Raw genomic sequence first — 12,134 nt, 5'->3', positions numbered from 1 at the left:
AAAGAGGAAGGATCCGAGGGGAGTGAAAAGAACCATGAGTTTTGTTAAGGTTGCAAAAGCAGGTGAGATACCTGCCGGCGCTATGAAACATGTCGAGATCGGGGAGACCGAGATCTGCGTCGTAAATGTCAACGGGACATTCTATGCCATCGGGGACCGGTGCGGTCACGAGAACGCCCGGCTCTCCCGGGGTTCCCTGATGGGAACTATCGTGACCTGCCCTATGCATGCCTCGCAGTTCGATCTGACCACCGGGAAACTGATGTCCGGGCCTGTCCTGGAACTCGACGGGATTAAGGAAATGTTTACCGGCTGTCCCGACAAGGTGAAAGAAAAGGAGGGGCAGATGTTTGAGGGAATCGCCGACGAGCAGCGCCTGATAAAGACATATAATATGCCCGTCTACCCGGTGAAAAAAGAGGGCAGTGATATCCTGGTCGACCCCAAAGGCACACCGTAAGAGAACGGTGCACGAATCGAACTCCGTGCCCGGCACCGGGTGTCAGGACCGGTCTTCCGGTTGGTACATCCCGTACCTTTATTTCCCCTTTCTTCCTATTGCCTCACCATATGCACCGGGCAAGAACTATTGTAAAAACCTCTGTTTCCCGGGGGACCCTGGAGGGAGCCGGGGTCAGGCTCCGCCGGGCGTTTGGCTACAGCGAGATTCCGGCCTTTGACCCGTTCCTGATGCTCGACGACTTCCGGGCCGACCGGCCGGAGGATTACATTGCCGGTTTTCCCTGGCACCCGCACCGGGGGATCGAGACGGTGACCTATATGCTTGAGGGAACCGTTGAGCATGGCGACAGCATGGGCCACAGCGGCAATGTCGATGCCGGGTGCGTCCAGTGGATGACGGCAGGTTCCGGCATCATCCACCAGGAGATGCCAAAGCCGGTGAACGGGCGGATGGGGGGTTTCCAGCTCTGGGTGAACCTGCCCCGAAAGCACAAGATGATGGAACCCCGGTACCAGGAAATTAAGGCCGGTGAGATCCCCACGGTCGCCCTGCCGGGCGGTGCGAGTGTCAAAGTCATCTGCGGGACGGTCGACGGTGTTTCCGGCCCGGTCCGCGATATCATGGCCGAACCCGAGTACCTCGACATCACCCTCGGACCGGACGCGCAGTTTTCCCACCCGGTAAAACCCGGGTACATGGCTGCCGTCTATGTCATCGGCGGCAGTGGCAGGTTTGATCCGCATCAGGACGAGGAATGGGAAAACGGTACGATCGTGTTATTTGGCGAGAACGGGGATGCAGTTGACATCCGTGCAGGCAAAAGTGGCGTGCGGTTCCTGTTCTTCTCGGGAAAACCCCTTCGCGAACCCATTGCATGGGGCGGTCCCATTGTCATGAACACACAGGAAGAACTGCAACAGGCATTCGACGAGTACGAACGGGGCACGTTTATCCGGCACCCCGCGTAAGCGCTGCCATCCGGCCGGCACGCATGTCCGGATCCGGAACTGCATGGCCCCGATACACCGATAAAAAAGATCGCTCCCTGCGCATAAAAAAATCCAAAAGTGCGTTGAGGGACTTTAACCCCTCCTCTGTAAGCCGCCGGAGGGACTTGAACCCTCGACCTGCTGATTACGAATCAGCCGCTATACCGCTAAGCCACGGCGGCGCACTGCCTCACAATATCAACCCGTACGCTAATAAAATCTGTGTTTGGATAATGGGGTTTTAAGAGTACCCGCGAAGCGTCGTTACGCTCTCGGCGGGGTGCGCTTCCTTTGCCGGGGAGATCGTGCCGAACTTCCCTTCGTAGTCCGTGATGGTTTTCTGGAGGACGCCAAGCAGGTTCTTTGCGTGCGCCGGCGTGATGGAGACGATGGCCTTTGCCCGCGCCTGATTGACCTGCGGGAGCTGGTGGAGGAACATGAAGGTGAACTCGTCGTCCTTGTACGCGATCTGGATCATGTTGCTGTAGACGGGGTCAAGCGTCGGGGGGATATTGACGGATATTTCCTGTCCTGTCATACTGATTTGTTTACCGTTTCTGGTATGAATAGTTGGTCACAAGGCCTCGCGCACCCCTGCCAGGAACATTCCCAAAAGTTTATGTGGCTGGTTTTCCTCGATTAGATGAGAGGAATTATTCTGGCGGGCGAGGACGGGCATGTCACGATCTCGGAGCTGGTGCGGGTGCAGGCCTGCCCGGTCCGGTTTTACTACGAGAAGAACGAGCCCATTTTTGAGTCGGACCGGTATGCGATCTGCAAACAGCTGTCGTACCATCTCGGCCAGCTCCTTGAGGCAGATGCGATCTGGGACGAGGTGCTCGTCGTTCGCCCGAAAACCGACCCGGCGCTCAGGGAATTTCTGGACATCTGCATCGCGTCCTGCAAAAAGTCTGCATGGAAGCCGGCGGCCCAGACCGATGTAACCGTGGTCTCAAAGAAGCACGGCATCGCCGGCATGATCGACCGGGTGGCAGCGGACGGGACGTTCTCGATCATGCGGGCGGCAGGCGCGATGCCCTTTGGCACCTACGTGGCAGACCGGCTCCGGATCGCAGGCATTGCGTTCTGCCTTGAGGAGATGACGGGTAAAGAGGTGGTGGGCGGAAACGTGGAGTATATCCCGGACGGGATCTCGCGGTACCATACCGTCCAGCCCCGGGACCGGCGCCAGCTCCTCACGACCCTGCACAAGATCCGGGCGATCCACCGGGGCGAGGCGCCTGTCCACCCGTTGAATGCTCCCTGTAACCGGTGCAAATATAAGGAGCGGTGCGAGGATAGCGGGGGGCACCGGCTGAGCGAGCTGTTGTGAGTTTTTTAATTACTCTCTTTTCTTGCGTGGATTTTTACGAGAATGTGCGATCAGTTTCCGGATGCCCGGCATCTGGGTGGCGAGAGAGAATACATCTTATCGTGCCGGGCTTTGTCTGCGGGGTCGGCGAAGTTGATGGAGCGGAAGGGGCGGGGAACAAACTGTACTTACCAGAGAAAAACAGGAGGTATGTTCATGGCGGGACGTTTTTTCTTCGCGCCATAATGCTTTTGATAATTTTGTCCGGATCATCTTCAAGGATCTTTTCCCGGTCTTTTGTCCAGTCACCGCTGCGTGTTTCATAGATCCGGAGGAACCGGATCGTATCATCAGGGCCGAGGGCTGTCAAGAGTGCGGCCATGCCTATTGTATGAATTTCTTGAAGGGTTTTCATTTTCATGCCAAAGATACCGTTGGAAGTGTAATCCCTTTCCTGATCGTGCCTGCAATCAGGGATTTTTGATCCAGGTATTCTTCCGGGGTTAACGTGATGACGTCAAGTGGCACTTTGAATTTTTTCACGGTATGCATCTCCGCATCTTTTGTGAGAAGTGCCCGATCAAAAATATCCCGGTTTTTAAAATCCTCGGAGATTATTGCGATATCGATATCACTTCCCGTAGTTGCGGTGCCCGTGCTCGATGAACCGAACAGGATAAGGTTGTTGATGCGGACTCCGTTATTCCGGAGTTGTGTGCCAAAAAAATTTACCGTTTCGAGGACTTTTGCATCAACCATAAGTGAGCGCGCTTACATGCAGTTCGATGGCTTCGGCAATGTTCTTCTTCGCCTCTGCCCCGGTCTTTCCCTGAGAGATGCAAGCCCCGAGAGTGCCGGTACGGTGACGATGTACCAGCCCTCCTCGTCCTGCTCAATCGCGATTTTGAAGTCCATGCCTGCTCCCCGGGACTTCCCTATAGATGAATCCGACTATTGGAGAGAAGAATCAGGTTCACGCCTGTTTCTGCATCTGCTGGATCTCTTTACAGATTTCATCAAGATCGTTACTGAGCCATTGCTTGCGCTCTTTTGTGTAATCGCCTTTTCCGTGATCAAACATCTGGATGAACCGGATCAGGTCGACGGGTCCGAGTGTTTTTAAGAGCGCATTCATTCCTTCGTCATGGATTTCATGCAATGTCTTCACTTTCATTTCCCGTCACCTCCTCGTACCACTGCGCCGGATTCACAATTCGTATGGAAATTGTATCGCTGTGGTGGCTCATAATGTTTTTCAACGTATCATCCGTTGTGAGAAGGACCGTTGCTCCCGCCCGTTCAGCGCAGGCAACATGCAGGGCGTCAAGTGCTTTTATCCCCCAGCCCATAAAAAACGCTGCCCTCTCTTTTAGGTTCTCGTCGACAGAGACCGTGATCTTTGTTTTTGCTGCAAATGATGTGACGTAGTGCTTCTTCTGATAATCAAGTATCTTTGCGATTTCATAGGTGATTGCAAAACTCCAGACCAAATCCCAGTCGCGTTCGCACCGGTTCAGGATGGCGATTATGGCTTCGCTCTCGTACCGGATTCTTGGAACCAACTGGTCATCAAACGGCCTGCACAAACAGCAGACATCCATGTAGATTTTCATTTCTCCGCCCTGTCAAAGGTTACGCAAGGATGTAGGTATCCTGTCAGTGTGTTTTATTGGAGGAGAGGATAATTATTTCCCTGCCTCTTCCACAATCGCAATCTCTTCTCCCGACCAGCCCCGGAACCGGCGCCAGCTCCTCACGACCCTGCACAAGATCCGGGCGATCCACCGGGGCGAGGCGCCGGCCCACCCGCTCAATGCACCATGTAACCGGTGCAGGTATAAGAGGCGGTGAGAGGAGAGTGGGGGGCACCGGCTGAGCGAGCTGTTGTGAAAGAGGGGGGTTTTAGGACCACTCTGTTGAGGGGCATTGACTCAAAAAAGATTCTGTCAAACTTATTATTTTTACTTTAGACGCTCTTGGGGGCTACGGCATTTGATGCCTCCGCCCCCGCCGCGTGGGCATCCCCCATGTAGCGATGATCCCCAACAAGGTAATACGCACATCATCGCTAAAGTGCAGGGGCGGTTCTGGGGGACAGGCACTGTCCCCCTTCCGTTATCTTTTTTTTGTAATTTGTCAAAAAAATCGAGTGTTGTAAAAAGTCATTCACGACGAGATTTATATGATCGTTTTTTATATCGTTTTTTAGACATCGCCCCACAATATTTGCATACAAATATGTCTTCATATGTGTCAATTGTAGTAGTTTTAACGTAATTTACATCTCTATAATGTGTGGTTTCATCTATTACATTACCGTCATAATCTCTTCGTACCGATTTTCCCACTGCCTTCTGCTTGATAAAATGCGATTCTCTCTCATTTGTATCGACCAATTCTGTATTATTAAAAATGATTGCAGCTAAATTTCCACATTGTGAACAACTATTAGAGAAAAAATAAATCATAATTGCAATAGATATTCCAAAAAACATTAGGACGGAATATTCTTGATTTTTTGTATAATACATTGTAATTATGGCGATTATCGCTGCAATAACTAACGCTATTGCCAAACATTTCTTGTAATTTCCCATAACTACCTTGGTCCTATAAAGAAATCTATTGTGTCTAGTTAATCAAAGCATTTTAAAGATAGAAGTTAAAATCCGCCAGACCTTGGAACCTTTATCCCATCACAAAGTCCTGTGCTTGGTCTTTTACCTCTATCACTTTTCCGAAGTGGTTCATTGCATTTTCTACAATAATTAGTATCATCGTCATCTGGATTAAGGGTGTGACATCTTGGACATTCAATCATAGTTTAATCCCACCATCATTGACTCTTTTTGCATTCCCGATACATTTCTTTAAGCAAATTCATTATCTTTTCTTCAAGCGAGTATCTGGATTAGGTGTTCTACGTGGAGTTGTATCTGGCACTTTTGTTTTTGGTGGTGTCGTACTTGGTACTGGTGTTTTTGGAACCGGATTTTTTGCCATATAAGGTAATTAATTTTTATTGATTTATATGATTTGATATCACGTTGCGGAAAAATTTGTTAAATTTAAATTCTTATTTTGCTTCTTTGGTTTTCCAAAAAATCCCGGCCCGGCTTGCCCGGCCAGAGTACTTAACCCTACAGACCGGCTGTAAAGTTACAGACCGTCTGTAACGTTACAGACGCCTTCACGTCAGAGAGTGTGTGAAAAATAGAGCGCAAACGCGAACTCGCCATCGGGTGTGATCGCGTACAACCGGATCGCTTCCCGGCCCGGCATCTCATTTTCTGCGATCAGACCCCAGCGTACGAGTGTGGCAAGGAACTGGCCAAAGTTGCCCCGGGTCAGCTGCGGACGGGCCACCCGGCCCGCTAGCGTCCGGACCGGGACATACATATCTGCCATCGCCCGGAACAGCTCGTCCCGGGGGACCCCCGAGATCACGCCCGGCACCGCCGGCTTCTTGTGCAGCAGCGTCAGGATCGCCTCGTAGTTCGGGTTCGCTGCAAGGGCGCTGGCCGGCATCTTCGGTACTGTCAGTTTCTGGAGGACGGCCTTCCGCGACGCAAAATACACGTCTCCGTCAAGCCACGCCGCCATCCGGAAGAGGCCGAGCGCAAGCGGTGCCGTGCCCCCGGACAGGACAAACGAGAACCGGGCGCCCGGGTGCTGCGCGGCAATACCCATGATCGCAGTGCACACGGTATCGATGGTCACAGGATCGAGCGTCCGGTGCTCGGCCGGAATCCCAAGCGAGAGCGCAAGGTCGTGCGCCCGTGTAATTCCGGCCCGGACGGCCACCTTTGCGGCCCGCTCCTGCGTTGTCTCGCCGGTCCGGTCGGTGACAAGCGGCCCTTCGGCAATAACGACGGTGTGCGTGACAGCCCCCGGCTCCGTGAGGGCCGATGCAAGGATGGCGGGGAGGTCGGTTCCCGGGCTGATGACAAGAACGTGTTCGCGGCTGGCCGGGGGAGTCATGATCAGCATTTCGGGGAATATAATAAAATCCTGTTTATCTGATGCGCAGCTGACGATTAAGAGGTGGATCTATCCCCCGGCTTTCGCCAACGGACCTTGCCGGAACAGGAATTATCAAGAAGAGTTTTGAATCCCCGGCACCAACGTACTACCCATACTTCTGATGACCGCTCCACGTTCCCCCTCCGGGCAGGAATTGCCCAAAAACCTCGCAAAAGGCTGCGTGCTCTGCTACCAGGGCGCAAAGATGGTGCTCTTTATTACGGGACGCTGCCGGCGTGCCTGCTGGTACTGCCCGCTCTCGGAAGAGCGCAAGGGAAATGACGTGATCTTCGCAAACGAGCACCGGATCGAGAGCCCGGAGCAGGCGGTCGAGATCGCTGAGCGCATGAGCGCGCTCGGGACCGGTGTTACCGGTGGCGAACCGCTCCTCTGTCTCGACCGGGTCGCGCAGTATTGCAAGGCGCTCAAGGATCATTTCGGGCCGGAGCACCAGATCCACCTCTATACAGCGCAGGCCCCGGCAAAGGCAGACCTGGAAAAACTCAAAAGGCTTGTGGACGAGATCCGGCTCCACCCGCCCCGCGAGTGCTGGGACCATATCCTCGATACGGATTTCATCGCCTCCGCAAAAATGGCAAAGGAAATGGGCTTTGACATCGGCATCGAAGTCCCGGCCCTCCCGGGGCTCGACCTGCTCATCCCGGCCCTTCCCTACCTCGATTTCCTCAACATCAACGAACTTGAATGGGGAGAGACGAACGCCGACGACATGCGGGAGCGGGGCTACGAACCGGCAGACGGCGTGCACAACGCAGTCGACGGCGCACGAGAATGGGCGGCAGACCTCGTAAAGCACACAAAAGTCCACTGGTGCGCCTCGTCGTTCAAGGATTCGGTGCAACTCCGGGAGCGCTTGAAGCGCATCGCGGAGAACACCGCCCGGCCATTCGATGAAGTGACCGATGACGGGACGATCGTGTACGGCGTGCTCGACCTCCACCCGGGCACCCGGGACGAGGTCGTCGCCAGATGCAGGAAATACCTTGCAGAGGACGAGTTTGCCGACTGCGGCGACCGGGTCGAGACCGCCTGGTGGCTGCTCGAAGAGTTCAAGGACAAGATCCCCGGGAAGAAGTCGGTCGTCGAGCGGTACCCTGACGGGGGCATGGTCGTCGAGGTGACGCCGCTGTGAACTTCCGCTCGCTTCTCGAACCTCTCTACGAGCGGTACCTGCGGATGCAGTGCACAGAGATCCCCGCGCATGTCGCGATCATCCAGGACGGCAACCGGCGGTTTGCAAAAGAGATGGGCATCGACACTGCGGGTGGGCACCGGGCCGGGGCAGACAAGACCGAGGAGATGCTCGACTGGGCCCACGATCTCGGGATCCGGTACATCACCATCTACTCGTTCTCTACGGAAAATTTCAACCGGACTGAAGACGAGATCCGTGAGCTCTTCCGGCTCTTCAAGGAGAAATTCCTCTGCACCATCTCCGACGAGAGAGTGCAGCGGTACAGGATCCGCATCCAGATGGTCGGTGACCGGTCGCTCCTTCCCGACGACCTGCGGATCGCCGTTGAAGCCGCAGAAGAGGCGACGAAGGATTACGACGGCTTTACCCTCAACGTTGCGCTCGCCTACGGCGGAAGAAACGAGATCGTGCTTGCCGCCCGGGAGATCGTATCGGATGTCCGCGAGGGCAGGATCTCACCTTCGGCAATCGATGTGCAGATGGTCGAATCCCACCTCCACGAGGGAAAGGGCATCCCCCCGGTCGATCTCATCATCCGGACCGGGAACGAGTACCGCACCTCCAACTTTTTACCCTGGCTTGCCACCGGCCATGAATCCGCCGTCTATTTCTGCGCCCCGTACTGGCCCCTCTTCCGGAAGATCGACCTTTTGCGGGCGATCAGGATCTACGACCAGCGGCTGACTGCAAAAGCGCACTAACACTGCTCACACCTCCCCAAAAAATCCAATTCGCGTACTATATTTCCCGGAAGATACCAGATGGAATACGAGTGATCGTATGGGTGCGGGAAAGTCAGCGGGAACCGGGTGGCGGCAGACCACAGTCCTGATCAGATCCGATCTTTTTTCTGCCGCAGAGCAGGAGCATCTGGACATCAGCGATGCATGCAACAGGACGCTTGCAAAGCATCTCGGGATCGAATACCAGCCCCCTATAAAGACCGATTTAAAGGAAAGCCCCCGGGTGATCATCGCCCCGGACGCAGCCCCGACACGGGCAACCAACTCCCCGGCAGCACCGCCGGTCATCAATGCCGAAGATCCCACGGTGCCGGGAAAGGTCATGAAAGAGAAAAAGGAGAGGAAGGCCCCGGTGGTAGCAAAACCGCCGGTTCTCCCGCAGGAACCGGCCCTGCCCCGCCCTGTGACTCCCGGACCGGTGGCAGTGCCTGTCAGGGCTGCGCCAAAGCCCGGAAAGAAAGGCAAGAAAGAGGACGCAATAAAGAGGTTCGTCAGCACCCTTGTCGTACGGGAGACCGAGGAGAGCCCCGATGCGATCATCGCAAAGGACGACCTCTACCAGCGGTTCGAACGCTGGTGCCGGGATCACGATTATACCACGATCCCCGACCGGAGGGCGTTTACCGTCGCCCTCAAGAACAAGTACGCCCTCGCGGAACGGACCGTGGGCGGCGTCCCGAGCTGGATCAGTATCCGGCTAAAATAGTTTTTATTTCCCGAACCTGCGTATCCGGGACTGGTAATCGCGCAGCACCCGCAGAAAGTCCACGCGCCGGAAGTATTTCCAGTTGACATCGGAGAAGAAGAGCTCCGAGTAGACCGACTGCCAGATCAGAAAATCGGTCAGGTGGTCGCCGCCGGTTTTCACCACGATGTCCGGGTCGTACCGGAATGTCAGGCAGGATTCAAGCGTTTTCTCATCGATCTCTGATGGCTGGATCCCGTTCTCCGCGAGCCTGCGGATGCATTCCGTAATCTCTTCCCGCCCGCTCTTTCCTATCGCGACGACGACCTCAAGACCGGTGCCCGAGACCTCCTCGGTCGTGCCGTAGTGGAGGACAAGCCGGGCAATCGACGAGATCTTTTTTATCTCGGGGAGGAAACGTGCCAGCTCTTCCGGGGAGAGCTGGTTGATGTGGAAGGTGAGGCCCTGGATCGCTGACTGGTTTTTTGCGTCTGCCGGGAGGTCCTGCCGGGCAATGAGCGTGTTTAACTCAGAGCACCAGCCCGTGACCTGCACGCACTTTTCGGGTGCCGCGGCGAGGTCGGCACCGCTGATCATGAAACAGATATGGCGGGGCAGGACCTGTATCTGCGAGAGAAGCATCCGTTCATAGATCCAGTAAAACATCTGTCCTAATCTTTTGGCAGCGAAGGTTAAGATGATTTACCTCTCTCCCTCCCGTCGGAGGGTTCGTGTCACGAGGTTTTCTTTTTGCGGCTCCGTCCTGCCGGCAGAAGCACTTATACGTCTTCTCGTGATATGATCAGATAACAGATGTACTCTTACAAGTCCGGGATCCCCCAGATTGATCAGGCAACCGGGGGGTTTGATGCGGGAACCAACCTCCTCATCCTGGCACCGTCCCTCAGTTATGCGGAACAGCTTGCATATGCCCTGACAAAACCCCTACCCGGAGAGTATGCTATTATGCTTTCAACAAACGAGCGCGCCTCGGAAGTGATCGACCAGTTCAGAGCCGCCGGCTCTGACAAGCATTTTATCGGCGTTATCGATGCGATCACCAAAAGTTCGACCCCGTCGGTTACCGATACCGAACGGTTAATGTTTGTCACGAACCCGACCGATCTCACCGGGATCGGGATCAAGTTCTCTCACATGGTCGAGACGATCTTCGATGGGACGTTCTCCGGGGACGCGTCCGGACTTTTCCCGCCCCCGATCCGGTTCTGTATTGATTCGGTTTCGACCATGCTCATGTACCGCAAACTGGAGGTACTGTACCAGTTCCTCCACGTGATGACCGCAAAACTCAAGAAGATGGAGGGGTTTGGTATCTACATCCTTAACAACGAAGCGTTTGATGAAAAGACGCTTTCCCTCATCAAGCAGCTCATGACCATTGTGATCGAGGTCAAGGTGGAACGGTCGGACAACTATTTCCGGGTAATGGGTATCCGTGACGTAAACGCGGACTGGCACAAGTTTACGGTAAATAAAGGGCAGGTGGTTCTGGCATTATGATTTCAACCGGGATGTATGGGATCGATGATATGCTGGGTGGGGGGATACCGGAGGGCAGCCGGGTACTCTACAGCCTTGAACCCGGGGTTAACGGGCAGCTCTTCATGATCTCGACACTGTATGAAGCGCTCCAAAAGGGACAATCCTGTCTCGTGATTATTCCTCACACGACAGTCGATGCGTTTCTGAACGACTTTGTGCATCTTCGGGGAAAACCCCTTGACGTAAAGGAAAATAAGATCGCCTTCCTGGACAGCGTCGATCGCGAACGGATACAGCGGCGCGCCGGCAAAGGTGGCGCTGCAGAACTGGAATGGCAGGCGCGGATCAAAAAACTCTGCACCGAAAACAATGTCAAGGTCATTTTCGGCTATTTCGACATTATCTACGAGGATTTCGGCCTGGATAATGGACTTTCCCTGCTCTCGCGGAACTGCTGTCCGCAAGGAGCCACCATCATTATCGAACATCTGAATCTCGAAGGAGATTCCCTCCTTGAGTCGTTTGCCATCAGGAAGTCGTTTGACCTTATCCTTGCGATCAAGTCCTCGTTTAGGCCCCTGCCGCACTTCAACTACTTTACCATCGTGTATACCTCGTGGTCGACCCAATTGCGCCGTTCGGTACCATTCCTCGTCAAGAATGGTCATATTGTTCCCTACATTCCCAAGATCGTGGTGACCGGTCCTCCTGAATCCGGCAAGTCCCGGTTCGTGGCAAACGCTACGGAACTGGGGATGTCGGTCGATCGCACGGGTCTTGAAGGTGACGTTACGACTGTCGCCATGGACTTTGGTTGGCTGCACTGGCAGGACTTTGACATCACGCTCTATGGTACCCCCGGCCAGCCCCGGTTTGACCCGATGCTCCCGATGATACTGCATAATGCGATGGGCGTTGTTTTACTGGTGGATGCAACAAAACCTGAGCAGCTCCCACGTGCCCGGCATCTCTTTACCACAATCACAAAAATGCATGTACCGATGATCGTTGCAGCAAACAAAAAAGACTTGCCGGGGCTCATGAGCGAAGAGGAGATCAGGAAAGGACTCGGCATCGATACGAATATTCCGGTGTTTTTGATCTCTGCACTGCAGAAAGACGATGTGCGGGATGTCCTTGAATCGCTGGTGGATTCGATTACCCGGTTTATCTACTGATATGTGCGAGGGATACCCCGGT

General features: G+C 54.5%; 18 protein-coding genes and 1 tRNA gene. 9 read left to right on the top strand and 10 right to left on the bottom strand.

The features are described 5' to 3' along the window. Positions 1–34 precede the first annotated feature (34 nt). Positions 35–460, top strand: a complete 426-nt coding sequence (locus WCX19_RS06080) for a Rieske (2Fe-2S) protein (RefSeq protein ID WP_373006179.1) — start codon at positions 35–37, stop codon at positions 458–460. 110 nt (positions 461–570) lie between these two features. Further along, complete coding sequence (locus WCX19_RS06075; protein WP_373006177.1) at positions 571–1,431, top strand: pirin family protein; 861 nt, start codon at positions 571–573, stop codon at positions 1,429–1,431. 131 nt (positions 1,432–1,562) lie between these two features. On the opposite strand, the gene WCX19_RS06070 is transcribed toward WCX19_RS06075, so the two are convergent. Further along, positions 1,563–1,634, bottom strand: a tRNA-Thr gene (locus WCX19_RS06070). Between the two features lie 59 nt (positions 1,635–1,693). Continuing rightward, positions 1,694–1,990, bottom strand: coding sequence for a DUF3467 domain-containing protein (locus tag WCX19_RS06065; RefSeq protein WP_373006175.1), 297 nt, complete (start codon positions 1,988–1,990; stop codon positions 1,694–1,696). A gap of 105 nt (positions 1,991–2,095) precedes the next feature. Here WCX19_RS06065 and WCX19_RS06060 point away from each other — a divergent pair, with 105 nt between their 5' ends. After that, entirely contained in the window at positions 2,096–2,785 is a 690-nt protein-coding gene (locus tag WCX19_RS06060; RefSeq protein WP_373006173.1) for a recombinase RecB, read from the top strand. Between the two features lie 193 nt (positions 2,786–2,978). Here WCX19_RS06060 and WCX19_RS06055 read toward each other — a convergent pair whose 3' ends face one another. From WCX19_RS06055 to WCX19_RS06035, 5 genes are read right to left on the bottom strand one after another with little or no spacing between them, the layout of a single operon-like run. Continuing rightward, positions 2,979–3,146 carry a hypothetical protein gene (locus WCX19_RS06055; RefSeq protein WP_373006171.1) on the bottom strand — a complete coding sequence of 56 codons (168 nt, stop codon included), beginning with the start codon at positions 3,144–3,146 and terminating at the stop codon, positions 2,979–2,981. 35 nt (positions 3,147–3,181) lie between these two features. Continuing rightward, entirely contained in the window at positions 3,182–3,523 is a 342-nt protein-coding gene (locus tag WCX19_RS06050) for a nucleotidyltransferase domain-containing protein (protein WP_373006169.1), read from the bottom strand. Between the two features lie 12 nt (positions 3,524–3,535). Next, a complete protein-coding gene (locus WCX19_RS06045) occupies positions 3,536–3,679 on the bottom strand; it encodes a type II toxin-antitoxin system HicB family antitoxin (protein WP_373006167.1) in 144 nt (47 codons plus the stop codon). Between the two features lie 58 nt (positions 3,680–3,737). Next, positions 3,738–3,938 (bottom strand): hypothetical protein, encoded by a 201-nt coding sequence (locus WCX19_RS06040; protein WP_373006165.1) that lies wholly within the window; start codon positions 3,936–3,938, stop codon positions 3,738–3,740. Next, on the bottom strand, positions 3,916–4,377 hold the full coding sequence (locus tag WCX19_RS06035) for a hypothetical protein (protein ID WP_373006163.1): 462 nt from the start codon (positions 4,375–4,377) through the stop codon (positions 3,916–3,918). Before WCX19_RS06035 ends, WCX19_RS06040 begins: the two co-directional genes overlap by 23 nt. A 46-nt stretch (positions 4,378–4,423) precedes the next feature. On the opposite strand from WCX19_RS06035, the gene WCX19_RS06030 reads away from it, so the two are divergent. Next, positions 4,424–4,615, top strand: a complete 192-nt coding sequence (locus WCX19_RS06030) for a hypothetical protein (RefSeq protein WP_373006161.1) — start codon at positions 4,424–4,426, stop codon at positions 4,613–4,615. A gap of 311 nt (positions 4,616–4,926) precedes the next feature. Here WCX19_RS06030 and WCX19_RS06025 read toward each other — a convergent pair whose 3' ends face one another. Together WCX19_RS06025 and WCX19_RS06020 are read right to left on the bottom strand one after the other, a co-directional pair. Next, positions 4,927–5,361: a hypothetical protein gene (locus WCX19_RS06025; RefSeq protein ID WP_373006159.1), complete on the bottom strand. Its 435-nt coding sequence runs from the start codon at positions 5,359–5,361 to the stop codon at positions 4,927–4,929. Positions 5,362–5,959: 598 nt separating this feature from the next. Next, a complete protein-coding gene (locus WCX19_RS06020; protein WP_373006157.1) occupies positions 5,960–6,745 on the bottom strand; it encodes a hypothetical protein in 786 nt (261 codons plus the stop codon). A 163-nt stretch (positions 6,746–6,908) separates the two neighbouring features. Here WCX19_RS06020 and WCX19_RS06015 point away from each other — a divergent pair, with 163 nt between their 5' ends. From WCX19_RS06015 to WCX19_RS06005, 3 genes are all read left to right on the top strand, one after another. Further along, positions 6,909–7,940, top strand: a complete 1,032-nt coding sequence (locus WCX19_RS06015; RefSeq protein WP_373006155.1) for a radical SAM protein — start codon at positions 6,909–6,911, stop codon at positions 7,938–7,940. Beyond that, positions 7,937–8,704: a polyprenyl diphosphate synthase gene (gene uppS, locus WCX19_RS06010; protein WP_373006153.1), complete on the top strand. Its 768-nt coding sequence runs from the start codon at positions 7,937–7,939 to the stop codon at positions 8,702–8,704. The genes WCX19_RS06015 and uppS overlap by 4 nt, the downstream gene beginning before the upstream one ends. Before the next feature lie 79 nt (positions 8,705–8,783). Then, positions 8,784–9,452 (top strand): primase-like DNA-binding domain-containing protein, encoded by a 669-nt coding sequence (locus tag WCX19_RS06005; RefSeq protein WP_373006151.1) that lies wholly within the window; start codon positions 8,784–8,786, stop codon positions 9,450–9,452. A gap of 3 nt (positions 9,453–9,455) precedes the next feature. Here the strand turns inward: WCX19_RS06005 and WCX19_RS06000 are convergent, their stop codons facing one another. Next, on the bottom strand, positions 9,456–10,097 hold the full coding sequence (locus WCX19_RS06000; RefSeq protein ID WP_373006149.1) for an undecaprenyl diphosphate synthase family protein: 642 nt from the start codon (positions 10,095–10,097) through the stop codon (positions 9,456–9,458). Positions 10,098–10,244: 147 nt separating this feature from the next. On the opposite strand from WCX19_RS06000, the gene WCX19_RS05995 reads away from it, so the two are divergent. Both WCX19_RS05995 and WCX19_RS05990 read left to right on the top strand, forming a co-directional pair. After that, entirely contained in the window at positions 10,245–10,952 is a 708-nt protein-coding gene (locus WCX19_RS05995) for an RAD55 family ATPase (protein ID WP_373006147.1), read from the top strand. Beyond that, complete coding sequence (locus WCX19_RS05990) at positions 10,949–12,112, top strand: GTP-binding protein (RefSeq protein ID WP_373006145.1); 1,164 nt, start codon at positions 10,949–10,951, stop codon at positions 12,110–12,112. Before WCX19_RS05995 ends, WCX19_RS05990 begins: the two co-directional genes overlap by 4 nt. Positions 12,113–12,134: the final 22 nt, after the last annotated feature.

The organism is Methanoregula sp., assembly GCF_041663825.1.
Taxonomy (GTDB): Archaea; Halobacteriota; Methanomicrobia; order Methanomicrobiales; family Methanospirillaceae; genus Methanoregula.
The sequence above is the reverse complement of the archived record's forward strand: the minus strand, read 5'-3'. Positions and strand labels throughout refer to the sequence as shown.